Annotated in this window: 26 protein-coding genes and 1 pseudogene; 22 read left to right on the forward strand and 5 right to left on the reverse strand. The window is 42.3% G+C overall.

The window, feature by feature from the left end:
* Positions 1 to 99 precede the first annotated feature (99 nt).
* From QM738_RS18380 to QM738_RS18400, 5 genes are all read left to right on the forward strand, one after another.
* Positions 100 to 654: an amino acid permease gene (locus tag QM738_RS18380; protein ID WP_462278203.1), complete on the forward strand. Its 555-nt coding sequence runs from the start codon at positions 100 to 102 to the stop codon at positions 652 to 654.
* Positions 644 to 1,846 (forward strand): APC family permease, encoded by a 1,203-nt coding sequence (locus QM738_RS18385; protein WP_462278204.1) that lies wholly within the window; start codon positions 644 to 646, stop codon positions 1,844 to 1,846. The genes QM738_RS18380 and QM738_RS18385 overlap by 11 nt, the downstream gene beginning before the upstream one ends.
* 87 nt (positions 1,847 to 1,933) lie before the next feature.
* A complete protein-coding gene (locus tag QM738_RS18390) occupies positions 1,934 to 2,947 on the forward strand; it encodes a Smr/MutS family protein (RefSeq protein WP_462278205.1) in 1,014 nt (337 codons plus the stop codon).
* A gap of 194 nt (positions 2,948 to 3,141) precedes the next feature.
* A complete protein-coding gene (locus tag QM738_RS18395) occupies positions 3,142 to 4,203 on the forward strand; it encodes a hypothetical protein (protein WP_462278206.1) in 1,062 nt (353 codons plus the stop codon).
* Between the two features lie 99 nt (positions 4,204 to 4,302).
* Positions 4,303 to 5,139 carry a dienelactone hydrolase family protein gene (locus tag QM738_RS18400; protein ID WP_462278207.1) on the forward strand — a complete coding sequence of 279 codons (837 nt, stop codon included), beginning with the start codon at positions 4,303 to 4,305 and terminating at the stop codon, positions 5,137 to 5,139.
* Between the two features lie 46 nt (positions 5,140 to 5,185).
* On the opposite strand, the gene QM738_RS18405 is transcribed toward QM738_RS18400, so the two are convergent.
* Together QM738_RS18405 and QM738_RS18410 are read right to left on the reverse strand one after the other, a co-directional pair.
* Positions 5,186 to 5,452 carry a hypothetical protein gene (locus tag QM738_RS18405; protein ID WP_462278208.1) on the reverse strand — a complete coding sequence of 89 codons (267 nt, stop codon included), beginning with the start codon at positions 5,450 to 5,452 and terminating at the stop codon, positions 5,186 to 5,188.
* A 126-nt stretch (positions 5,453 to 5,578) separates the two neighbouring features.
* Positions 5,579 to 6,184, reverse strand: coding sequence for a pseudouridine synthase (locus QM738_RS18410; protein WP_462278209.1), 606 nt, complete (start codon positions 6,182 to 6,184; stop codon positions 5,579 to 5,581).
* Between the two features lie 195 nt (positions 6,185 to 6,379).
* Here QM738_RS18410 and QM738_RS18415 point away from each other — a divergent pair, with 195 nt between their 5' ends.
* The 9 genes and pseudogenes from QM738_RS18415 (at position 6,380) to QM738_RS18455 (ending at position 13,727) form a co-directional block, all read left to right on the forward strand.
* The gene (locus QM738_RS18415; RefSeq protein WP_462278210.1) at positions 6,380 to 6,859 is read left to right on the forward strand and encodes an OB-fold protein; all 480 of its coding nucleotides are present in this window, start codon (positions 6,380 to 6,382) and stop codon (positions 6,857 to 6,859) included.
* Between the two features lie 32 nt (positions 6,860 to 6,891).
* A complete protein-coding gene (locus tag QM738_RS18420) occupies positions 6,892 to 7,440 on the forward strand; it encodes a YceI family protein (RefSeq protein WP_462278211.1) in 549 nt (182 codons plus the stop codon).
* 351 nt (positions 7,441 to 7,791) lie between these two features.
* Positions 7,792 to 8,881 (forward strand): peptide chain release factor 2 gene (gene prfB / locus QM738_RS18425; protein ID WP_462278212.1). Its coding sequence is split into 2 segments (ribosomal slippage): positions 7,792 to 7,851 and positions 7,853 to 8,881, totalling 1,089 coding nucleotides; the frame shifts between segments, so codons are not numbered across the junction.
* 167 nt (positions 8,882 to 9,048) lie between these two features.
* Positions 9,049 to 9,306 carry a four helix bundle protein gene (locus tag QM738_RS18430; RefSeq protein ID WP_462278667.1) on the forward strand — a complete coding sequence of 86 codons (258 nt, stop codon included), beginning with the start codon at positions 9,049 to 9,051 and terminating at the stop codon, positions 9,304 to 9,306.
* A 32-nt stretch (positions 9,307 to 9,338) separates the two neighbouring features.
* Positions 9,339 to 10,973, forward strand: a complete 1,635-nt coding sequence (gene pruA / locus QM738_RS18435; RefSeq protein ID WP_462278213.1) for an L-glutamate gamma-semialdehyde dehydrogenase — start codon at positions 9,339 to 9,341, stop codon at positions 10,971 to 10,973.
* A gap of 102 nt (positions 10,974 to 11,075) precedes the next feature.
* Positions 11,076 to 11,567: pseudogene (pyrR, locus tag QM738_RS18440) on the forward strand (bifunctional pyr operon transcriptional regulator/uracil phosphoribosyltransferase PyrR); the annotation flags it as partial.
* Positions 11,568 to 11,689: 122 nt separating this feature from the next.
* Positions 11,690 to 12,616, forward strand: a complete 927-nt coding sequence (locus tag QM738_RS18445) for an aspartate carbamoyltransferase catalytic subunit (RefSeq protein WP_462278214.1) — start codon at positions 11,690 to 11,692, stop codon at positions 12,614 to 12,616.
* Positions 12,617 to 12,820: 204 nt separating this feature from the next.
* The gene (coaD, locus tag QM738_RS18450; protein WP_462278215.1) at positions 12,821 to 13,297 is read left to right on the forward strand and encodes a pantetheine-phosphate adenylyltransferase; all 477 of its coding nucleotides are present in this window, start codon (positions 12,821 to 12,823) and stop codon (positions 13,295 to 13,297) included.
* 1 nt (position 13,298) lies between these two features.
* Entirely contained in the window at positions 13,299 to 13,727 is a 429-nt protein-coding gene (locus QM738_RS18455; protein WP_462278216.1) for a hotdog fold thioesterase, read from the forward strand.
* 448 nt (positions 13,728 to 14,175) lie between these two features.
* Here the strand turns inward: QM738_RS18455 and QM738_RS18460 are convergent, their stop codons facing one another.
* Positions 14,176 to 14,499, reverse strand: a complete 324-nt coding sequence (locus tag QM738_RS18460; protein ID WP_462278217.1) for a PASTA domain-containing protein — start codon at positions 14,497 to 14,499, stop codon at positions 14,176 to 14,178.
* Between the two features lie 113 nt (positions 14,500 to 14,612).
* On the opposite strand from QM738_RS18460, the gene QM738_RS18465 reads away from it, so the two are divergent.
* The 5 genes from QM738_RS18465 (at position 14,613) to QM738_RS18485 (ending at position 17,609) form a co-directional block, all read left to right on the forward strand.
* The gene (locus tag QM738_RS18465; RefSeq protein ID WP_462278218.1) at positions 14,613 to 15,326 is read left to right on the forward strand and encodes an outer membrane beta-barrel protein; all 714 of its coding nucleotides are present in this window, start codon (positions 14,613 to 14,615) and stop codon (positions 15,324 to 15,326) included.
* A gap of 86 nt (positions 15,327 to 15,412) precedes the next feature.
* Positions 15,413 to 15,901, forward strand: a complete 489-nt coding sequence (locus tag QM738_RS18470; RefSeq protein ID WP_462278219.1) for a hypothetical protein — start codon at positions 15,413 to 15,415, stop codon at positions 15,899 to 15,901.
* Complete coding sequence (locus QM738_RS18475) at positions 15,898 to 16,479, forward strand: DUF4304 domain-containing protein (protein ID WP_462278220.1); 582 nt, start codon at positions 15,898 to 15,900, stop codon at positions 16,477 to 16,479. The genes QM738_RS18470 and QM738_RS18475 overlap by 4 nt, the downstream gene beginning before the upstream one ends.
* Before the next feature lie 12 nt (positions 16,480 to 16,491).
* Positions 16,492 to 16,980: a hypothetical protein gene (locus QM738_RS18480; RefSeq protein WP_462278221.1), complete on the forward strand. Its 489-nt coding sequence runs from the start codon at positions 16,492 to 16,494 to the stop codon at positions 16,978 to 16,980.
* Between the two features lie 110 nt (positions 16,981 to 17,090).
* A complete protein-coding gene (locus tag QM738_RS18485; RefSeq protein WP_462278222.1) occupies positions 17,091 to 17,609 on the forward strand; it encodes a hypothetical protein in 519 nt (172 codons plus the stop codon).
* A 391-nt stretch (positions 17,610 to 18,000) separates the two neighbouring features.
* Here the strand turns inward: QM738_RS18485 and QM738_RS18490 are convergent, their stop codons facing one another.
* A complete protein-coding gene (locus QM738_RS18490; protein ID WP_462278223.1) occupies positions 18,001 to 18,630 on the reverse strand; it encodes an NUDIX hydrolase in 630 nt (209 codons plus the stop codon).
* 43 nt (positions 18,631 to 18,673) lie between these two features.
* Between QM738_RS18490 and pyrE the strand changes: the two genes are divergently transcribed.
* Together pyrE and QM738_RS18500 are read left to right on the forward strand one after the other, a co-directional pair.
* A complete protein-coding gene (gene pyrE, locus QM738_RS18495) occupies positions 18,674 to 19,303 on the forward strand; it encodes an orotate phosphoribosyltransferase (RefSeq protein WP_462278224.1) in 630 nt (209 codons plus the stop codon).
* Between the two features lie 36 nt (positions 19,304 to 19,339).
* Entirely contained in the window at positions 19,340 to 19,708 is a 369-nt protein-coding gene (locus QM738_RS18500) for a heavy-metal-associated domain-containing protein (RefSeq protein ID WP_462278225.1), read from the forward strand.
* Positions 19,709 to 19,783: 75 nt separating this feature from the next.
* Here the strand turns inward: QM738_RS18500 and QM738_RS18505 are convergent, their stop codons facing one another.
* Complete coding sequence (locus tag QM738_RS18505) at positions 19,784 to 20,188, reverse strand: LEA type 2 family protein (RefSeq protein WP_462278226.1); 405 nt, start codon at positions 20,186 to 20,188, stop codon at positions 19,784 to 19,786.
* Positions 20,189 to 21,248: 1,060 nt separating this feature from the next.
* On the opposite strand from QM738_RS18505, the gene QM738_RS18510 reads away from it, so the two are divergent.
* Positions 21,249 to 22,517, forward strand: a complete 1,269-nt coding sequence (locus QM738_RS18510; protein WP_462278227.1) for a T9SS type A sorting domain-containing protein — start codon at positions 21,249 to 21,251, stop codon at positions 22,515 to 22,517.
* Positions 22,518 to 22,612 lie beyond the last annotated feature (95 nt).

A 22,612-nucleotide genomic window follows, 5' to 3' on the forward strand; every position in this document is an offset into this window, starting at 1 on the left:
GCAACTCCATTCAGGCATGTTTATCATCAAATTTTATTTTCAGTCTCAATATTATTAATTATTTTGGATGATTGAACCATCAAACCAAAACATAACAACATGTCCACTTCTTTATTCAGGAAGAAATCTATCAACACAATATTAAAAGATGCAGAGGCCGGTATGGGAGATGGGGACCATATTTCCTTAAAGAAAGTACTGGGAGTACGCGACCTTACCTTTTTTGGAGTGGCAGCAGTTATTGGTGCAGGTGTGTTCAGCAGTATCGGTAAAGCCAGTTACGATGGCGGACCGGGTGTGGTATATCTTTATGTATTTACCGCCATTGCCTGCGGCTTTGCAGCCTTGTGTTATGCACAGTTTGCCAGCACGGTGCCGGTGGCGGGCAGCGCCTACACTTACTCGTATGTGGCCTTTGGAGAAATATTTGCCTGGATAATAGGATGGGACCTTTTAATGGAATATGCTATTGGTAATATCGCCGTAGCCATCAGCTGGAGCGATTATTTTACCAACCTGATGGATAAAGCAGGCATGCACGTGGCCGACTGGCTAAGCATGGATTATGTAACAGCGCATACCGGTTTTAACGATGTAACAGGGCTGCTGGCAAAAGGAGAAACATTACAATCTGTAGCTGCCAATGGCAGATAATGCAGCGATGCTCTCAGGATACAATGCGTGGACCAATGCACCAACATTGGGTGGTCTTCATCTTATCATGGACCTTCCTGCATTTTGTATAGTGGCATTGATAACTGCCGTGGTATTTGTTGGCATCAGGGAAAGCCGGGCCATGAGCAATTTAATGGTGATCATAAAACTCTGTGTGATATTCTTAGTTATTGTATTAGGTGCATATTATGTGCATCCCGAAAACTGGAGCCCCTTTACACCCAATGGATTTAGTGGTGTACTCAAAGGCGTATCCGCGGTATTCTTTGCCTATATAGGATTTGATGCCATCTCTACCACGGCTGAGGAATGTAAGAACCCGCAAAAAGATCTGCCAAGGGGAATGATCTACTCTCTCATCATCTGCACCATATTGTATGTATTGCTGGCATTGGTACTTACCGGTATGGTATCATACAAACAACTCAATGTAGGCGATCCGCTGGCGCTGGTATTTGAATCAAGAGGTTTGCACTGGATAGCAGGCATAGTAGCAGTAAGCGCCATTATAGCAACGGCAAGCGTATTGCTGGTGTTCCAGATGGGACAGCCGCGTATATGGATGAGCATGAGCCGCGACGGGCTGTTGCCGAAAATATTTTCTAAACTGCATCCTAAATTTAAAACACCATCATTCTCCACCATACTAACCGGTATCTGTGTGGCCATACCTGCACTGTTCTTAAATTTAAGTACCGTGCTGTCACTAACGAGTATCGGTACACTATTTGCCTTTGTGCTGGTATGCGGTGGTATACTGGTGCTGGATAAACTGCCCAATAAACCCGAATCAAAATTCAAAGTGCCTTATATCAACGGGAGGTATGTAATGCCGATCTTATATGCTTTGGCGATAACGCTTATAATGAAGTACAGCGATGGCTATTTTAAAAGTCTATTTACATTGGAGGCATCACCCATGTTGCTGTTTTGGATAGTGGCAACGATCGTGACCATACTCACAGTAGTAAAAAATTATTCATTGATCCCCATACTGGGCCTTACCAGTTGTTTTTACCTGATGGCGCAGGAAACACACATGGTGTGGTTCAGGTTCCTGGCATGGCTGGTAATAGGTTTGGTCATCTATTTCTTTTACAGCTATAAAAACAGCAAACTCTCTCCCAATAAAGTAGCCGAAAGAGAAGCTTTGGAACAATTAGGAAAATAATAAGTACTTGAGGTTTTATAATCAATCAACGATGCCCTCCAACCTGTTGGGGGGCTCGTTATTAAAAACCTTCCGTATTTTTGCCTTATGAAATACGAAGTAGGAGATAAGATCACCGTGCTGTTGACCAACGAAGATGGCAAAGTGGTGGAGATCATGAACGAAAAAATGGTGATGATTGAAGTAAAAGGCGTGCGCTTTCCGGCCTATATGGACCAGATAGACTTTCCTTATTTTAAAATGTTCACCCAAAAAAAAGCGCCGGAAAAAAAGAAAGTGTTTATCGACCAGGTGCGCAAGGAAAAACCGGTGGGCAAAACCAAGGAAGGGGATGGGGTGGTGCTTTCATTCCTGCCTGTTTTCAGCAAAGATGTTTTTGATGATGAAGTGGTGGAAAAATTCAAGATACACCTGCTCAACCAAACACATATTCCTTTTATATTCAATTACGATCTTATGATCGGTGGCAACAGTGTATTCCAGTTAAAGAATATCATTGAGCCATTGGCCGATTTTTACCTGCACGATGTGGACTTTGAAGAACTGAGCGACAGTCCCCGTTTTGATTTTGAATTTGCATTGAAAGAACCCGATAAAAGAAAAGCGCCTTTTTACGAAGTATCCTTAAAACTAAAAGGCAAACAACTCTTTAAAAAAATAGAAGAGATACAGGTAAAGAACGAACCCACCTTCGGCTATCTGCTGTTTGACAATTATCCTGATAAGGCAGAGGAAGAAAAAGTAGACCTCAGCAGGTTGGGCAATGCAGGTTTCCGCATTTACGATGCCTCCCGTGTAAGGGAAAATCTGGAGCCCGCCCGTACCGTGGTGGACCTGCACATAGAAAAACTCACCGACAACTGGAAACAGCTCAGCAATTTTGAAATGCTCACCCTGCAGCTAAAGACCTTTGAAAAATATTACGACCTGGCCATCGCACACCATCAACCCATGCTCACCATCATACACGGTGTGGGCACCGGAAAATTAAAAGATGAGATACACGAAATACTGCGGTTGAAAAAAGAAGTGAAATCCTTTGTAAACCAGTACACTGCATTGTACGGTTACGGGGCCACCGAGATCTATTTCCAGTATTGATCCCCTGTATTATATTTTTCTTACCGGCCTATATTAATTTGATATAAATCCTTATTTTCGCTTTGCAGATGCTGCCTGCTTGCTGGCAGCAATTTAGTACCCCCCGCTGAAAATCACCTCCAGGAAACACAATTTATCCAGTCCGTTTTTAAAGCCATTTTTAGGATGATCATACTGATCTAAAAGTTGTTATTTTGAGAAGACTGTTACTATTTACCTGCTTACTGTTAATGGGAATGGCCGCTGCTGCGCAGATGGCAACCATGGATATTTCAGAACTATCTTATGTACCCAAACAAAAATTCGACAGCTATATTTCCAAAAAAGGGTTCTTATTTACCGGTACTTCCTACATGACCGATACCATTGCCCGTGACTTTGATTACAGGCCCGGCAAAGCAGATACGATTCCCGTGCAGAGAAGTGTGACCAGCTTCAGCACCAAGGAAGATTTTTCACTCATCTACCGCACCACATCTGCAAAAGAATTTCAAAAAATAAAAGCGGATATAAAAAAAGAAGGCTTCTTCTGCAACCGCGAAAAAGATTCGCTCACCGCACCTTCATTATTGTTTCAGCACAATGATGTGACCGTGCTGGTATCATCCAAAGCAATTGATACACTCACCGAATATTCCTTCTTTGTAAAAAAGCAAGACCTGCCCAGGCCCAAAGAGATCAGCTACGCAGAAGACCTGGTATATTTTAATTCGCACGAACAACTGCGCTTTTATTTCGGCGAAAAGAATGTGCAGAAAGATATTTATTATCTATCCGATCAGCAACTGGGCAAATGCTCCGTATTATTTCCCAACACCAGCAGGCAGGTGGTTTTTTTATGGGCCGATGCAGCCAATAACTGCGGTCTTGCAAAAATTTATATTGGTGGCCAGTTAATGGCAGCCAGCACCATGCAATACGAACAGAACATACCCGAAAATGAATGGCGCCTCCGCGACGGTATCAGGCCGGGCATGAGCCTGTACCAGTTAAGAAGGCTGAACGATGCTGCCTTTAATTTTAATGGTGGCCGATCGGCCAATACGGGCCTGGTGGCAACAGACAGCACCGGCAAACTGGATTTTAAAAAGGCCAGCATCATCCTGGGCTGTATGAACTGCACCGATGACGGCTTTACCCGTACCGCGGTCATCAACTCCGACGACGCCATACAGGAAGAACGCATACTTTTTGTACACACCATCATTCTCGATCCCTCCAGGATAAAGCCTGCCGAAAAAACCGCCGGCAAATAACCGTGTTGCAACATTAATAGCAACCATGTATTGGTAAATGCTTTCTTTTATTGAACTTTACCGGCAGATTTATGTTTATCAATCAAAAATTAATATGCAATGAAAAAATTTCAATTCATCATCGGCTGTGCAGTAGTATTGTTAACTGCATGCAACAGTAACAACGCCACAGAAGAAAAGGAAAAACCTATGACAAAAGAAAAAGCCATCGTAGCAGAAAATGTAAGCTATGGAAGCGACAGCGCTAAATTGACCGGCTTTGTTGCTTACGACAGCAGTGCCGCAAAACTACCTATTGTGTTAGTGGTGCACGAATGGTGGGGGCTGAATGATTTTGTAAAGAACAGGGTAAAACAACTGGCCGACCTGGGATACCTGGCACTGGCAGTGGATATGTACGGCAATGGTAAAATAGGCAACAACCCGGATGAAGCCAAAGCATTGGCCATGCCATTCTATACCAATCCTGCATACGCCAAAAGCCGCTTTGATGCAGCGCTTGCAAAAGCAAAAACATATAGCCAGGCAGATACTTCCAAAATTGCAGCCATTGGTTTTTGCTTTGGCGGTACCATGGTGCTTAATATGGCAAGACTGGGCGAACCATTAACAGCAGTAGTAAGTTTTCACGGTGGCCTGGCAGGCGTACCGGCAGATAAGAACCTGCTGAAAGCGAAGATACTGGTATGTCATGGAGCAGATGACCAGTTTGTAAAACCGGAAGAAGTGGCTGCCTTTAAAAAACAAATGGATTCAATTGGCGCTATTTACACATTTAAAGAATATGCAGGCGCCACACACGCCTTTACCAATCCTGACGCAACAGCAAATGGTAAAAAATTCAATATGCCGATAGCTTATAACGCTGCAGCAGATACTGCATCATGGAAGGAAATGAAAGATTTTTTTGGAAAGAACCTGAACAGGCAGAATTAACGGATGAATGAAAAAGAAAAAAGGTTCAGCATTGCTGAACCTTTTTTTATTGTATTTCTTCTTCAATAACTCTTTGAAAATTATTCTCGTTCTCCAGTATCCACACCGGCAGTTTGGCCTGCGCTATCTTCCAGCCGCCTTCCTGCTTCTGCATTTCAAAAATAATGCGGTTGCCACGATTGTCGGTAACATTTACAGAACATACATCCTTCATCATCGGGCTCAGGTGGTTGCGAAAATTAAACTCTCTTAATCTTCCCTCTGCTTTGATCAGTTTGGTGAACTGAATATTTTTAAAAAACTCTAGTTTCATGTGTAAATAAATTTAGGCTGTTGGGTACTATATATGGTGCAATTTAGGTGCCATACATTTTAAAAGCGTTGCATGTAATCAAATTGTGCAAAAATTTAACAAGCGGCATTCAAAACGCATTGAAAGTTAATAATCTGTTATCTTCAATTGTTGAAAAAAATTTTTTTCATCCATTTCTCTCACTTTTCCGGATCCCAGGTCTTTCAGCCACAAGTCTTCAATGCTCACCCTGATCAGTCTTTTACATTTATGCCTCGTGGCAGCGATCATCTTCCTCACCTGGTGGTATTTACCCTCCGTAATGGTGATCAATAACCAGGTATAGGGTTCCCAGGCGGTAAGCCGGGGCGCCATATTGCAATATTCAGCCGGGTCACTTACCACTTCCACCGTGCAGGGGGCCGTAGTGTAAGGCTGGCCCGATTTAATTTTAAAATCCACCCCATTCCGCAGCCGTTCCAGGTTTTCGCTGCTCATTACATTGTTTACCTGCACCAGGTAGGTCCTTTTATGCGGTTCTTCGCTCAAAAACAGCAGCCGCGTCACCTTCTTATTAGTAGTTAAGACCAATAAACCCTCCGAATGGTTGTCAAGCCTGCCAATGGCATGGGTGCCCTCAGGGAAATCAAAATCAAGATCGCCCAGTAAACCAACCGCATGCGAGCTTTTGAACTGCGACACCATATTAAAGGGTTTATGCACAATGAAGTAACGGTTTGCCGGCGGTGTCATAAAAATATTTATAGCGCAAGTTCCGTAATTTCACAGTAATGTAAGAAAGGAGAGGAGTGCTTTGGTGCAATATTTGTTACCATGCCGGCAGGCAGTTTAAAGTGCTGAAAGTTAAAGAAGTGGAAATTTTTGCCGGCGGTATTGGAAATTGATGTTTAAACATCGTATATTTGTTTAAAATTAAAAACCACCACCATGACCGGGCAAAAAAAAGGTATGAAACCCTGGCTGAAAAAACTGCTGATAACAGGTTTGATATTATTGATAGCAGGAGCAGTTGCAATATGGTACATCTTTACAGAAAAATTTGCGGATACATCCGACCGTAAGGCAGCATATACTGTAAGCGCAATGGATCTTTTAAAAGAATTTCAGCAGAACGATACACTGGCCAATAAAAAATATGCCGACCAGATAGTAACCGTAAGCGGCCGCGTAACGGAAATAGAAGCAGCAGCAGCCGATACCACGATGAATATAAGAATGACAGATACCACTACGCAATCGTACGTGATATTTGCCTTTCAGCAGCAGCACCTGAATGAGGCCAAACAATTAAAAGTAGGCGACTCTGTATCCATCAAAGGTTCCTGCAGCGGCGGTATTTACAGCGATATACTGGAAACCATTCACGTGGATTTTAAACGCAGTGCTGTAGACAAGGTCAATAAATAAATTAAATATTTACAAAAAATAAAAACAAACAAATGAAAAAATCAATCCTTCTTTTCGCTTTAGTAACCCTTGCAGGTGCATCATTTGCACAAAAGAAAAAGATCACCACATCCGCTACTGTTAATTTTGATGCCACCACCAAGCTGGATGCATTGCCAAAAGCAGAGAACAAAACTGCTGTTGCCAGCCTGGATACCAAATCAGGTAAAGTAGCATTTGAAGTAACCATAAAAAGCTTTTCATTCGCCAATCCTAAAATACAGGAGCACTTCAACAGTGAAGGCTGGATGAACTCTGATAAATTTCCTACTGCAACCTTTAAAGGCAGCATCACTAACCTGTCTGATGTAAAATTCACAACAGACGGTACTTACACTGCCACTGTTTCCGGCGACCTTACCTTGCATGGTGTAACAAAACCAGTTACCACCACTGCCAAGATCGTTGTAGCAGGCGCAACCATCACCACCACCACCGACTTCAGCATTAAAGTAGCTGACTACGAAGTGAACGGTGCAGCCATCGGTGCCGGTAAAGTATCCACCGATCCAAAGATCACCGTAAGCGCAGAATTCAAATAAGCTTTAATTTATAACATCACCCATCCCGCAGTTCATCCCTGCGGGATTTTTTATGCCTTAGCATCTTCGTGTCAAATCTCCTCTGCGTCCTCCGCGCCTCTGCGTGCCATTTCTCTTCGTTGTCACCCCACAGCCGCAGGCTCGTGTCCCTTCGTGCCTTTTCCCCCGAACCCAAAAACTGCTCTCGAATAATCCAATACCCTCTCATTCATCTCTTTCCCTTTCCTCTCCGTGCCCTTGTGCCTTCGTGTCTTCGTGGCCACCCCACAGCCGCAGGCTCGTGCCCCTCTGCGTCCTCTTCCTCTCTGCGTGCCATTTCCTCCACGTACAAAAATTTCGTAACTTTGCCCCATGACAATAGAACAGATTAAGGCTCTGAGAGACCGCACAACGGTTTTGAAGAGATTTCTTTGACGTAGACAACAGGGAGGCAAAAAACGCCAACGACAAACAACTCTCTCTCTCTCCCGGCTTTTGGGATGATAACACCCGTGCCACAGGCATTCTTAAAGAAATAAAAGTGAACGAATACTGGATTGATCTCTACCATTCGGTGAATACCGCCGTGGAAGATTTTGCCGTATTATTCGATTTCTGGAAAGGGGGCGATGCCACCGAAGAAGAGACCAAAGTGGCATACGACGATGCCATCAATAAAGTAGAAGAAGCGGAATTTAAAAGCACGCTCAACCAGCCCGAAGATGAACTGCCCGCCATGATGCAGATCAACAGTGGCGCCGGTGGTACCGAAAGCCAGGACTGGGCCGAAATGCTGGCCCGTATGTTCCGCATGTACGGCGAAAAGCAGGGTTGGACCGTAACGGAAATGGACTGGCAATGGGGCGATGGCGCCGGTATAAAAACCTGCACCTACAAGTTTGAAGGATCCTTTGCCTACGGCTTCTTAAAATCAGAAACAGGGGTGCACCGCCTGGTGCGTATCTCACCCTTCGACAGTAATGCAAGAAGGCATACATCTTTTGTATCGGTGAACGTATATCCATTGGTGGATGATACGATCAATATCGAGATCAACCCTGCCGACGTAAAAATGGAAACCTCCCGAAGCGGCGGCGCCGGCGGACAGAACGTGAACAAGGTGGAAACCAAGGTACAGTTAACGCATATACCCACCGGTATAGTAGTGGTATGCCAGCAGGACAGGAGCCAGCTCGGCAACCGTGAGTTAGCCATGCAGATGCTGAAAAGTCGCCTGTACGAAATAGAATTGCAGAAACGCAATGCCATTAAAGACGCGGCCAACAGCAAAAAGAAAAAGATAGAGTGGGGCAGCCAGATACGCAGCTATGTATTCCATCCTTATAAAATGATCAAAGACCACCGCACCGATTACGAAGTAGGCAACGTAGGCCCCGTGATGGATGGCGAACTGGATGGGTTTATAAAAGCTTATTTGATGAGTGAAAAAGAAACGGAATAATTTGGCGATGAGTTGATTTGGAAATTTAATGATTACCCTGTGTAATACTTATAATCCATTTTATGCAAGGAAATAAAGAGAAAAATGTAATTGTGGAGCTTACCTTTGATTTTGCATTGAACATTATCAAATACGTTGAGGTTTTAGAAAAGTAGCATAAGTATGTAATAGCACGACAATTATTAAAATCGGGGACGAGTATTGGTGCTAATGTAAGAGAGGCTCAGAATGCAGAAAGTAAAATGGATTTTATTCATAAATTAAAAATTGCAGCAAAAGAAGCAGATGAAACAGAATATTGGCTGTTACTTTGTAAAAATTCTGCCGGCTATGCCAATTGCGATGAATTGCTTAATAACTGCATCTCTATTGTAAAAGTATTATCCAAAATAATAGCAACGTCAAAATTAAAATCAATCAGCTAATTAACTAATTTTCAAATCATCAAATTAATTATATGCAATACGGAGACTTTTATTATCCTTTGCCAGCTAACGAACCGGTGTTGAATTATGCACCAGGATCAAAAGAAAAAGCGGCGCTTAAAGCAGTCTTAAAAGAATTAAAAAGCACTAAGATCGATGTGCCGATGTATATAGGCGGCGACGAAGTGCGTACCAATAAAAAAACAGCCATAACGCCCCCGCATGAACGCAAACATGTATTGGGTCATTTTAACGAAGGCGATGCCAGCCATGTAAAAAAAGCCATTGCAGCAGCATTGAAAGTAAAAGACAAATGGGCCAACATGAGCTGGGAGAACAGGGCCAACATCTTTTTAAAAGCCGCTGACCTGATCGCTACCAAATACCGCCCTTACATGAACGGCACCACCATGCTGGGCCAAAGCAAAAATGCCTTCCAGGCAGAGATAGACAGCGCCTGCGAATTAATAGACTTCCTGCGTTTTAATGTACACTTCCTCAGCGATATTTACCGCCAGCAGCCTATCAGCAGCCCCGGTATGTACAACAGGATGGAATACCGCCCGCTGGAAGGATTTGTATTTGCATTAACGCCTTTCAACTTCACCGCCATTGGCGGCAACCTGCCTACATCTGCTGCTATGTGCGGCAACGTGGTGATATGGAAATGCGCCAACACACAGGTGTACAGCGCACAAATGTTCATGCGCATATTAAAAGAAGCTGGTTTACCCGATGGTGTGATTAATTTAGTATACATCGACGGACCCACCATTGGCGACGTGGTGTTCAATCATCCTGATTTTGCAGGATTGCATTTTACCGGCAGCACCGGCGTGTTCAACTATATGTGGAAGACGATCGGCGGCAATATGAGCAATTACAAAACCTATCCACGTATTGTTGGCGAAACAGGCGGTAAAGATTTTGTGGTGGCGCATAAATCTGCCAATGTAGATGCAGTGGTGGCCGCACTGGCCCGTGGTGCATTTGAATACCAGGGACAAAAATGTTCTGCAGCATCCAGGGCTTACATACCATCTAATATGGCGGCAGAAGTAAAGAAGAAATTGATAGCAGAAATAAAGACGATGAAGATGGGCAGCGTGGAAGATTTCACCAACTTTGTTAACGCCGTGATAGACGAGAAGAGTTTTGATAAATTGGAAGCCTATATCAAAGGCGCCAGGAAAAGAGACAGCAAGGCAAAGATCATAGTAGGTGGTAAATGCGATAAAACAGAAGGCTTCTTTATTGAACCTACTGTAATAGAAACCACCGACCCGTACTATGTAACTATGTGCGAAGAATTGTTTGGCCCGGTGCTTACATTGTATGTGTACGACGAAAATAAATTTGAAGAAACATTGAAGATCGTAGACAGTACATCTTCTTATGCACTTACAGGAGCTATACTGGCGCAGGATCGCTTTGCAGTGGAAGTGGCCACCAACAAACTGCGCAACAGCGCCGGTAATTTTTACATCAACGATAAACCAACCGGGGCAGTAGTAGGGCAGCAGCCATTTGGTGGCGCCCGTGCCAGCGGCACCAACGATAAAGCAGGATCGATACTGAATCTCTATCGTTGGTTAAGTGCAAGAACGATCAAGGAAACCTTCAATCCGCCAACCGATTACCGTTATCCATTTTTACAGGAAAAATAAATTGTAATAAAAAGGTCCCGCTTGCGGGGCTTTTTTTATTCGGAGGATATCAGGTAAATTCGCCTTGTAAAATATATACATTGAAGATCATTCTTAGATAAACAGCAACTGCATCTTACTATATTAAGGTTATCGCACCAGCTACTCGAAAACCAGGCCAGCCTGGATGATGTGGTGTTCATAGGCCTGCAGCCCCGTGGCGTAAAAGTGAGCAATAAGGTAATGGAATCGGTAAAGGCATTATCGCCCGGCCAGCAGGTGCAATACGGCATATTGGACATTACCTTTTACCGCGATGACATCCGCAAGGAGTTGCACGTGGCCAATAAAACCGACATCCCCTTTTCGATAGATGGCAAAAAAGTGATACTGATAGATGATGTGCTGTACACTGGCCGCACCATCCGTGCAGCATTGGATGCCCTGCAGGATTTTGGCCGCCCGAAAAAAGTAGAACTCTGTGTACTGGTGGACCGTCGTTTTAACCGCGAACTGCCCATACAACCCGACTACTGCGGCAAAGCCATCGACACCGTAATATCTCAAAAGGTAAAGGTGGAGTGGGAAAGGGAAGAAGTAGTTTTGTATGAATGAATAATTAAAAATTAATAATTAATAATGCCTTTAAAGGAAAAGTCTTTGAATTGCACAAGGTCCCTCTGTCTTGAAAAATTATTAATTGCTAATTATTAATTGTTAATTAACTTTGACGCTTAATGCAACTATCTACCAAACACTTATTAGGCATTAAAGATCTCACACCCCAGGATATTTCCACTATTTTATCTACAGCAACAGAATTTAAAGGGGTATTACAAAGGCAAATAAAAAAAGTACCATCGCTGCGGGATGTTACCATCGTAAACCTTTTTTACGAGAACAGCACCCGTACCAGGATATCGTTTGAACTGGCCGAAAAAAGGCTGAGCGCCGATACCATCAACTTTACCGCTTCCGGCTCCTCTGCCGCTAAAGGCGAAACACTGCTGGATACGGTGAACAATATCCTCAGCATGAAGGTGGATATGGTGGTGATGCGCCACAGCGCCAGCGGGGCGCCGCACTTTTTGGCAAAGCATATACCGGCAGCCATTGTAAATGCAGGCGATGGCATCAACGAGCATCCTACACAGGCATTGCTCGACGCCTTTTCCATACAGGAAAAACTGGGCACGCTGGAAGGGAAAAAAATTGTACTCCTCGGCGATATCATGCACTCCCGCGTGGCCCTCAGTAATATTTATTTATTAAAAAAGATGGGCGCCGAAGTAATGGTGGCCGGTCCGCCAACGTTGATACCCAAATACATCAGCGAAGCATTGGGCGTGCAGGTGGAATATAATTTAAAGAAAGCCCTGCAATGGTGCGATGTGGCCAACGTTTTGCGCATACAACTGGAAAGGCAGAACCAGGTATTATTCTCCTCACTGCGGGAATACAACCTTGCTTACGGAGTAAGTAAAAAACTGCTGGACAGTTTGAACAAAGAAATTGTGATCATGCATCCCGGCCCCATCAACCGTGGTGTGGAAATTGACAGCGACGCAGCCGACAGCAATCAATCCATCATCCTGCAGCAGGTAGAGAATGGGGTAGCGGTGAGGATGGCGGTGCTGTACCTGTTGGCGGGCACAAAAGCATAAAGCAATTTTAGATTTTAGATTGGCGATTGCAGATTTATAAAACTTCGAAACGTCAAACAAAAAATCTAGAACATAAGACAAATTTAGATTTTAGAATGGCGATTGCAGATTTATAAAACTTTGAAATACCAAACAAAAAATCAGCAATCTAAAATCTCCAATCTAAATCTAAAATCTACAATCTAAAATCTACAATCGTAAACCATGTCTCGTATTTGCTTGTTCCCCGGCACCTTCGATCCCGTAACACTCGGGCATATCGATATCATCGACCGTGCATTGCCATTGTTCGATAAACTCTTTATAGGTATTGGCCGCAATGTAAATAAAGCGCCTATGTTCAGTGAAGATCAAAGGCTGCAATGGTTAAGAGAGATATATAAAGACGATCCCAAAGTGCAAGCCGTAGTATACGATGGATTAACGGTGGAATGCTGCAAAGCAGTAGGCGCCAATTTTATATTAAGGGGTATCCGCTACGTAAACGATTTTGAATACGAAAAAGCCATTGCCGATATGAACCGCAGCCTGGATGGCCATGTGGAAACCATCTTTCTCACCTGCCTGCCGCAGTTTACTTCCGTGGCATCTACCCTGGTAAGGGATGTATTGCGCAACGGCGGCGATGTATCCGCCTTTTTGCCCGGGCCGGTAAATGCATCTATCAAGCAGCAATTATAAAATGTCTATCTGGTTCAATAAATCATTATCACTGCCTACTATGCAACCATTGGGCCCGCAAACCATGGGTGAGCACCTGGGTATGGAATGGGTGGCCGTAGGCGATGATTACCTTAAAATGAAAATGCCGGTAGACGACCGCACCAAACAACCTTACGGCCTGCTGCACGGCGGCGCCAGCTGCGCCCTTGCCGAAACCATTGGCAGCATTGCATCACACTTTGTTATCGATCCTGAAAAATATATCTGTGTAGGGCTGGAGATAAATGCCAACCATGTACGCAGCGCCCGCAATGGCTATGTAACGGCCACCTGCACGCCGCTCCACCTCGGCAGCAGCACACATGTATGGGATATCAAAATACACGACGATAACGAAAAGCTGGTGTGCATCAGCCGCCTCACCGTAGCCATCCTCCGCAAACCCTAACCCCCTAAACTTTAAACTTTTAACCCTGCAACTCTTAAAACCAATCTCCCTTATCTTATAACTAACCCAGCCAATTTAATCCACCACCAACCTTATTCAATCAGCAACGTTGCGCATTCGATTGGCTACATCCGTTATTTAATAAGCAACCTCCCTTATCAAATAAGCAACCTCCCTTATCAAATAAGCAACCTCCGTTATTAAATAAACAACCTTGCTCATTCAATTCATAACATACCTTATTCAATCAGCAACATCCACCATTCGATCCGCAACATAGCTTATCTAATTACCAACCACAATAACTTAATACACCAGCTCCGCATTCAATAAACCAACCTCCCTAACACTCTAAACCCGTAACCCATAACCCATAACCCTAAACCCATAACCCACAACCCGTAACGATGTATATGTACTCAAAAAACAACTAAATTTATTCCTTAAATCAAAAATCGTTAGACGATTTAAGTTCAATATATTGTTCTTTAGCGGTAAGGTAAATATCTACAAGTCTTACACCTTTCACTACTCTTTTATTTTTTGGCAAAGGGTTTTGTTTGTAAACAATACAGCTATCTAAAAATTTACCTTCCAGGCTTGACTCAAATATTACAGCCCCTATTTCCACACCTTTATTTTTCAAAAATATTTTAGCTTGCTTAAAAGTCATCCCAATTAAGTTTGGAATGGTAATACTTTTCTGTGCATACAGGCTTGTGCTGACTATAAGAGTGGAAAAGATAATAACAGCTATTTTTTTAAAGCGCATGCTTAGCTAATTTTAAGTTGAATGGTTAAGATACTAAAAATGCCTGACCATGCAACGGTTGATGTAAGATCAGTGTTCAAGTCATTTTATATTTTGTACTAAAAAGCACTACTATGAAACATTTTTTGGCATTTATTACAGCATTGGTTTCGTTAACAGCAACAGCACAACAAAAAAACTCCTCATCAACATTGCTTGGCCTCAGCTTTTCGCCCGACCACAGTTTCCGTACGCTTGTATATCACAGTGGCGACGCTCCCACCGACCTGGTAATAAAAAGCAGGAACGATAACGAGCTTGCAAAATTTGGTTACACAGCCGGGCTGAATGTGTACTTTAAATGCTCCCGGCGGGTTGGCTTTGAAACAGGGATACAATATGCCAATAAAGGCTACCAAACAAAGGAACAGCAACTGGTATATGCCCCACCTGATAATACCCTGCCATCCACCCAAAAGATAAATTATACCTACCAGTATATCGGCATTCCGTTAAAACTAAAACTGCATTTTGGAACAGGGCAGCTGCAGTTCAATACCGGCCTTGGCTTTGTAACCAGTATTTTACTCAATGCCAAAGAAAACATTACCTACGGGTATTTAAATGGCACCTCGCAGAAAAAGTCCTCATCCTCCACATCCGGCTTTAAAAAGCTCGACTTTTCACCCGTTATCAGCGCCGGTGTTAATTACCAGTTGAATAATAAACTGCAGTTGTTTGCCGAACCCAGCTTTCGCTACAACGTACTAAAAACAAAAGACGCCTCGATCTCGGAGCATTTATGGAGTGCCGGGCTGAATGTGGGGTTTTATTGTTCGGTGAGGTGATGGGAGGGTGATAGTAAAATAGATAGCAAAAGAATCAACCAGGGTTAAATTTATAATATTGTATATTTAACCAGGAGATATTTTATATGGATACACTGAAATTATCCGACTTGATTGGAAAAGAAATTGTTGAGATTAGATTTCATTACGTTCCGGAAAACGAATACGGATCACAATCTTTTCACTCCTATATTAAGCTTTCTAACGACGCAATTATTGGGATACCCGAATTTGATAACGAAGAATACCTTGAATTGACGCCAGACAACCTGGATTACTTTAAAATGAGGTTCGTAACGGGAGAGCCTGCTTATGAAGAAGTGAAAACATATTTCGTTGGCCAGAAAATAACAGGCTTGTTTTTTAACTATTACGATAACCAAATAGATATTGAACAACGTGCATTTATTGAATTAGCAAATGGCATTTACCTTACCGAAAATAATTTTGGTCAGGTCGGACTTCCAGATATAGACTTAATAATACTGGACAAAGAAGAATTTGATGAAGAGGTAAGACGCCGGGAAAGTTTTGGAGCTGAGGTTCGGCGATTCGAAAAAACAACGGCAATATGACAGCTTTAGAAAAGCGTGATAAAATAATCAAAGACTTATTTAAACCTGCATTTAAGCAGGCAGGATTTACTGTATCCGGTACTACTTTCACAAAAAAAGAAAAAGACTTTTGGAAAATATTCAATATCCAGTCAAGCACTAACAACAGCGAATACAGTGTTGGTGTTTATTTGAATATTGGCTTTTTATTTCCGGTTGGTTTTGAATTGCGGGAAGAGAGATTACCCCTAAAACCAAAAGAATATGATTGCCAGTTTAGGATCAGAACGGATGCACTTATTGGAAGAAACCAGGACTATAATATTAATGATGATACAGAAAAACTGCTTGCAGATGATCTGCAAAAATATATCCTCCCTTTTTTTGATCGGTATAAGCATATTACAGACTGCCTTGAACTTAAAAAAGATGTACCCACAAGCTGGACAGATTGCAGACCCTACATAGGTTTAACATTAATAAAAAACGGAGAAACAGAAAAGGGAAATGAAATCATCAACTCATTCATTCTGCAAACAACCAATACATGGGCAAATGAAATTGACAATTATAGACAGGAATTAATGGCACAAAAATAAATGATACTAAAGATGACTGAGCCCGGTAGTACGATAAGCGACATTATTAATGAAATTAAAACAACCAACTGGCGTTTGTTCAATGGCCCCCAATTCTACCAAGCCAATAAAGTTGAGCCTAACCTTTTACAACTTATAAACCTTACAAACGAATCGGACAAAGGGAAAGTATACAACGATGTTTTGTTTGCTTTAGGAAATAACCATGGCGGTACTTTTTACCCGGCTGTTTTAAAAGCGCTGCCAATTATTATCCGCCTTATTAAAGCAACTAAAAGCGAACTGGTGCAAAATTGTGCGCTCGAAATAATTACAGAGTGGTGCTGCAGTTTCGATCCCGAAATGGGAACATACAACTTAATGAATAGCGATCAATTGAAAGATTTTGTAAGCATTACTGTTAGGGATCTTCTTAGCAATACCAGGTTCGATAATTCCAGCCGTAACCGGCAACTGGCCGAAGAGCTGCTTGCTTACCTCGATGAAAAGATTGGAGAGTAGCTTTAGTTGCAGGAAGGGACCGTATCCAATTTTCAACTTTACTTTATATCTTCAGCAACATATTGCCAAAAACTCAATTCAGGATAATATAAAACCATTGTTAAGAGTTTATGATCAGCAAGCTGTTCTTTACCGGAATTTTTCTGATGGCGATCAATGCAGTCGCTTTCCCGCAGGAAAAGGCCGTACCGCATGGGCGCAGGGATACTGTACACCTGCTTTTTTACAAGTTTTGCAGCACCATAATTCCCCGAACAAAGAATGTCATTTTATACCGGGATTCAGTAATTACCATAGAAACAGACCTGGCATATATCATAAAACTTGAACAGGATTACAAAAAACAAGGCGTAACGTCTGTATTGGGAACTATTATTAATAATGCAAATAAGAGTACAATAGATGCTACTAAAATGTTCAAAGAGGAGGAAGATAAGATAGGTTTGAAGTTTATTATAGCAAAGCTGTTGGACGACCGGAATTGTTGGGTTAGTAACAATGATCCTCCAATTCTGGAATGTAACATTACAAGGATAACCTATACTTTTATTGGCAGCTTTGACTCAGGTCTTACACAAAGTGAGTACTACCTTGATAAACATTTTTTTCTTAGGATAGTAGTAGATTGAACAAAGGTAAAAATTCACCTATATACATAAACGCTTTAATCAACACCCTCATTTGATACAGCTATTTTTAATATAGATGGTTCTTATAAGTTTTACTGCACGTTCTAACTATGTTCCCTATGTTATCTATGTGCCTATGTGGTTAACAAGTATTAATGTGGTCAAGATAAGGGCAGGTACATCTACTCCGACTCCGATTTTATGTAATCCTATCCGCTTTGCTATACCTTACGAATGTGAAAAGTGAGTGGTGAATTGTAAGTGGTGAGTGTCGAAGCACGCAAACAAACCCGTAACCCGTAACTCGTAACCCTTACCTCCAACCTCCCATTTATAACTATTAAATTAATAACCTTCAAACAACTCACGATTCACGTCTCACGTCTCACGTTCATGGCTCGTCAAAAAACACGCTGAGTATATCCTTAATAGATGGATAAGTATTACTCATTGGTTGCTTGATATCCTTTGTTGCCACCCATTTAATAGCCGTAATATCTTCTTCGGTTTGCGGCACCAGGTGTTGCGTGGCGGAGCAGGTCATATAATACCAGTAGGTGACCTTTAAATAATGTTTGCCGTAGGCATCGTAGGTATGATAGGTTTCGCCCACCTTTTTTTTAAGGGTAAGGCCGGTAACGCCGGTCTCTTCTTCCACTTCTCTGATAGCAGTAGCATCTGGCTTTTCGCCTTTTTCCATTTTGCCTTTGGGCAGGTCCCATTTATCAAGGCGATAGATAAAAAGCAGTTCCTTTTTAGTGTTCTGCACAATGCCACCGGCCGCTTCAATTAAAGTAAAATGTTTAAAGAAGACCTTCTTTAATTGTTCCAGGTCTTCGTGCCACAGCACACCGGCATGAAACTCTTCTTTCTTTATTTCGTGCAGTAAAGATTTAATGGCAGGGTTGCTGATCTCATCAATGAACACCGCATCGGGGTGGTGCAGTATCTCGTTCAGTTCGGTATCTATATGATCGCAAAGAAAAACAGGCTTATCTCCAAAATAGATCTTGATGTGCATAATAATATTTCAAATTTTAAATAGCAACCGTCAAATTTGCACCATGACAAACGAAAAAGCTGTTGCTGAAAAGCTCTTACAAATTAATGCAATTAAATTAAGTCCGCAACAACCTTTTACATGGGCCAGCGGGTGGAAAAGCCCCATTTATTGTGATAACCGGAAGGTATTATCTTATCCCTACATCCGGGATTTTATTAAAAGCGAACTCTGCAGTGTCATCTTCGAAAAATTTGCCGATGCCGAAGTACTGGCCGGTGTAGCCACTGCCGGTATAGCCTGGGGCGCCATGGCTGCCGACCAGTTAAAGCTGCCGTATGTATATGTACGCCCCAAACCAAAAGAACATGGATTAGGTAATCAAATAGAAGGCAACCTGGAAAAAGGGCAAAAGGTAGTGGTGGTGGAAGACCTGATCTCGACTGGCAAAAGCAGCCTGCAGGTTTGCGATGTGCTCAAAGCCGCGGGGGTGGAAGTGATCGGCATGGTATCGATATTTACCTATGGCTTTAGCGTAGCCGCCAAAGCATTTGACGATGCCGGGCTACCGCTATACCCGCTTACCAACTATCCCACATTGATAGAACTGGCTATTGAAAAAGGCATTGTATCGCCCGATCAGCAAAAAACCTTGTTAAATTGGAGCGCCGACCCGGCCAACTGGGCGGGCTAATGCTTATTTTTACTTAAATTGATTAAAAAAATACCGATGAAAAAAATGATATTGGGCCTGGCCTTGGTAGTATGCTCCGCAGCCGCAAGCGCCCAGGTAAAAATGAACGACAAAGCCGTAATAAGCCTGCCCAACCTGCAAAACTGCGATAAATGCAAGGACCAGCTGGAGTTTTTTATGAGCAAGGAAGAAGGGGTAACTTCTATAAAAGTAGACCTGAAAAGGAAGACTGCTACCGTAACCTGGCTTACCGACCGCACCAGTAAAGAGGCGGTAAAAACGGCCATTGCCAACCTGGGATTTGATGCAGATGATATTGAAGCGGAAGAATCGGCCTATAAAGCCCTGCCCATGTGCTGTAAAAAACCGGCCGAAACACCTAAAGTACCGGCCAAAAAAGGGTAAAAAACGAACAACAACTATAAAAAAAATCCCTCCACGGTCAATCGTGGAGGGATTTTTTATGCTTAACAAGATGCTTTAGAGCGAGAATTTCTGCATTCCCTGGTAGTTCACATTAAAACTTTTGAACACATTAGCCTTCCCCAGCTTCACTTTTCCCACCACTTTTACCAGCACTTCTTTTCCAAAAAGGGCCGGAATTGCGTTTTTATACGCATTTTTCATGTCCACTTCTATGCTTAAAGGCAACGTAAATTCCCCTCTCCGCGGAATATTTATCTGGTAATCCTGCGCCGTATGGCCCAAATAATTACTATCAATATAGATGTCCAGGTCGGTTCTGCGGAGCTGCAAACCGAAATTATTGGGGTTGTAATACACCAGGTCTACCTTAAAAGTAGAGGAGGAAAATCCCAGCTTTTCGGAGCTGAGGTTCTTGAAATCCCGGTATTCCAGTTCCTTGGGTTCCCGACAGGCTGTCATAAAAATAAGGGATGCCACAACCAGCAGCAGGATAGGGGAGCATTTCAGGGCCATAGTATTTAAGGATCCATTTTGTGTGGATGCTGCCACAAATTAAATAAAAATCTGCAAAGAAAAACGCAAAAAATACTGCTAAGCATATTAGCATAGCCTGTTAAGATAGCATATTTTGTACGCTCCCGATTTTGGTACTTTATTTAGTTGTAAAAAATTATTGTTATAAACTGTTATTAAAATTGTTAGATACTATAATCTAAACTTTTTATTGTAATAAATACAGGCTGAAAATGCAAGAATAGTGGAGCTGAACCTGATTGAGGTTGAATGTTAATTAATGTATCATAAAATACTGATTAACAAATTAATAAATTGTTTATATAAAATTAAATTTCGTTTAATGGCTGATATTGCACAAAGTTGCCATTTTTAAAGCGGGCCCAAAATGCACAAATGCCCAAATTTACCGTTTCAGCCAGTTTTGAGGCCCAGGCTCCGCCCTGGAGCCGATCGGGGCGCTAATGGAAATATTGCTTTTTTTAAGTAAGTGTTGACAAAATGGCGGAATACCGTCTGGTATATATTAATAGCGATCCGGGGCACTACTCAGTATCCTTACCGGGTAAACAAACGAGGCGGGGAACAGGTAAAATACGCAAAAGACTCTGGAGGGTTTTAGTAAAACCCCTGTTTAAAAAAGTACACAAAAAGCGGCCGGAAATATGCGATTTGTTCAACAAAACAAGGGGTAATTAAAAGTTAACGAAAGTTTTTACGCTGAATAGCCATATTTCATCTAAGTAGTTGCGATTGTAGTATTAGAAATTTTCAAACAAAAAACCCAAAAACGTATTTTTCCTCGAAGTGCCGTAAAATTACGGCGTAGAAAGTTTGCGGTTTCCGAAAATGCATATTATGTTTGTGATGAAATTACAAATGACCATTACCTCGGTTATTGTTCTTTCAGGTCCGAAACCCGATTTTCCTTTTAGAGCCATCCAGGAGCAAGGTGTTACCTCCACCAGAATTCCGGGAAATATCTGAAACAACAAACACAAGAAAAATGAAAACTAATTTTACTTCTCTTAGGAAAGCTATATCTGTATGCGTAGTAATCCTGTTTTTCTCTCTCCAAACTAAAGCTGATAATAACGGCTATAACTTAAAGTTTAATGCAACTCCATCTCTGGTAAGCGGTACTGCTTTACAGGTAGGTGCTAAGTATAAATTCGGTAGCGTGGCTTCAGGTATTGATGCTTATGTTACTATAGTAAGTGCAACCGGTGGTGCTACAGTTACTAAACTGGACGACAATACTACTACCATGCCGGAAGCTTTTTCTCCAGAGATCAAAGTGCCTGCTTTAAGCACTGGCCTGGTAGAATTCAAGATCGAGTTCGTTAAAGGCAGCGGCGCTGCTCAGTCAATTGATACATTACGTGCAACTGCAATGGATATAGATGGTAACAGCACTTTACACGAAATGGATATGCTGGATATGGGTGCAGGTAGTATCTTATCTTACCTTACCAGTACTTTACAGATCAACGTGGTGCCTACATTGACCCAGTACCTGGCTACTAATATCGGTGGTATTGAATATAATGGTGTTGATACTTCAGCTAAGCAGGTCATGTTTACTTTAACCAGGACGAACATCAGCAGCTTTACTTACAAAGCAGGCGCTGCTAACCTGGGTAACTCATCTGCAACAAGGCAGAAAGGTATCTACTTTAAAGGTTTTAACTATGTAGCTGCATCAACTTTACCGGTTAAGTATTTTTCTTTCGATGCTGCGGTAGCTGACAAAGCAGTATTATTAAAATGGATCACTGAACAGGAAATTGATAACAACCACTTTGAAGTTGAGCGTTCATTTGATGGCAGCAGCTTTAGCATGATCGGTATGGTGCTGGATGGTTTTGAGAACGGTTCTAAAAAGAACTACCAGTTTAAAGATGCTTCTGCAGAACTGCAAACCAAATCAGTAGTATACTATCGTTTGAAACAGGTGGATAACAGTGGCAGGATCTCTTACACCAACACACTGGTGGTTAAATTGAAAGCTGCTGAAGGTGTACAGATACAGACCAGCCCTAATCCTTTCACTGCCGACCTGAATGTACGTTTTACATCTACTGAAAACGGTACTGCACAGATCAACATCGTGAACGCTAACGGCCAGATCGTATCTACCAAGATCTGCACTGTAAGCAAAGGTTACAACAACCTGCAGGTGAACGGTCTTGCTAAACTGGCCCCAGGCATGTATGTAGCAACTGTGATGATGAACACTACCATCATCGGTACTCAAAAGATCATTAAAAACTAATTATAACCAAGCACAGAAGGTCAACAGGAGTTGCTGGTTCTTTTACCCGACCGGCAACCTCCTTTTACCTGAACTAACTGCAGTTTTAAACCTTA

The organism is Ferruginibacter sp., assembly GCF_049840995.1.
Classification (GTDB): Bacteria; Bacteroidota; Bacteroidia; order Chitinophagales; family Chitinophagaceae; genus Ferruginibacter.

Coding starts and splice junctions, on each gene's coding strand:
- QM738_RS18380 (WP_462278203.1), top strand. CDS start 100: ATGTCCACTTCTTTATTCAGGAAGAAATCTATCAACACAATATTAAAA.
- QM738_RS18385 (WP_462278204.1), top strand. CDS start 644: ATGGCAGATAATGCAGCGATGCTCTCAGGATACAATGCGTGGACCAAT.
- QM738_RS18390 (WP_462278205.1), top strand. CDS start 1,934: ATGAAATACGAAGTAGGAGATAAGATCACCGTGCTGTTGACCAACGAA.
- QM738_RS18400 (WP_462278207.1), top strand. CDS start 4,303: ATGAAAAAATTTCAATTCATCATCGGCTGTGCAGTAGTATTGTTAACT.
- QM738_RS18405 (WP_462278208.1), bottom strand. CDS start 5,452: ATGAAACTAGAGTTTTTTAAAAATATTCAGTTCACCAAACTGATCAAA.
- QM738_RS18410 (WP_462278209.1), bottom strand. CDS start 6,184: ATGACACCGCCGGCAAACCGTTACTTCATTGTGCATAAACCCTTTAAT.
- QM738_RS18415 (WP_462278210.1), top strand. CDS start 6,380: ATGACCGGGCAAAAAAAAGGTATGAAACCCTGGCTGAAAAAACTGCTG.
- QM738_RS18420 (WP_462278211.1), top strand. CDS start 6,892: ATGAAAAAATCAATCCTTCTTTTCGCTTTAGTAACCCTTGCAGGTGCA.
- pruA (WP_462278213.1), top strand. CDS start 9,339: ATGCAATACGGAGACTTTTATTATCCTTTGCCAGCTAACGAACCGGTG.
- QM738_RS18445 (WP_462278214.1), top strand. CDS start 11,690: ATGCAACTATCTACCAAACACTTATTAGGCATTAAAGATCTCACACCC.
- coaD (WP_462278215.1), top strand. CDS start 12,821: ATGTCTCGTATTTGCTTGTTCCCCGGCACCTTCGATCCCGTAACACTC.
- QM738_RS18455 (WP_462278216.1), top strand. CDS start 13,299: ATGTCTATCTGGTTCAATAAATCATTATCACTGCCTACTATGCAACCA.
- QM738_RS18460 (WP_462278217.1), bottom strand. CDS start 14,499: ATGCGCTTTAAAAAAATAGCTGTTATTATCTTTTCCACTCTTATAGTC.
- QM738_RS18465 (WP_462278218.1), top strand. CDS start 14,613: ATGAAACATTTTTTGGCATTTATTACAGCATTGGTTTCGTTAACAGCA.
- QM738_RS18470 (WP_462278219.1), top strand. CDS start 15,413: ATGGATACACTGAAATTATCCGACTTGATTGGAAAAGAAATTGTTGAG.
- QM738_RS18475 (WP_462278220.1), top strand. CDS start 15,898: ATGACAGCTTTAGAAAAGCGTGATAAAATAATCAAAGACTTATTTAAA.
- QM738_RS18480 (WP_462278221.1), top strand. CDS start 16,492: ATGACTGAGCCCGGTAGTACGATAAGCGACATTATTAATGAAATTAAA.
- QM738_RS18485 (WP_462278222.1), top strand. CDS start 17,091: ATGATCAGCAAGCTGTTCTTTACCGGAATTTTTCTGATGGCGATCAAT.
- QM738_RS18490 (WP_462278223.1), bottom strand. CDS start 18,630: ATGCACATCAAGATCTATTTTGGAGATAAGCCTGTTTTTCTTTGCGAT.
- pyrE (WP_462278224.1), top strand. CDS start 18,674: ATGACAAACGAAAAAGCTGTTGCTGAAAAGCTCTTACAAATTAATGCA.
- QM738_RS18500 (WP_462278225.1), top strand. CDS start 19,340: ATGAAAAAAATGATATTGGGCCTGGCCTTGGTAGTATGCTCCGCAGCC.
- QM738_RS18505 (WP_462278226.1), bottom strand. CDS start 20,188: ATGACAGCCTGTCGGGAACCCAAGGAACTGGAATACCGGGATTTCAAG.
- QM738_RS18510 (WP_462278227.1), top strand. CDS start 21,249: ATGAAAACTAATTTTACTTCTCTTAGGAAAGCTATATCTGTATGCGTA.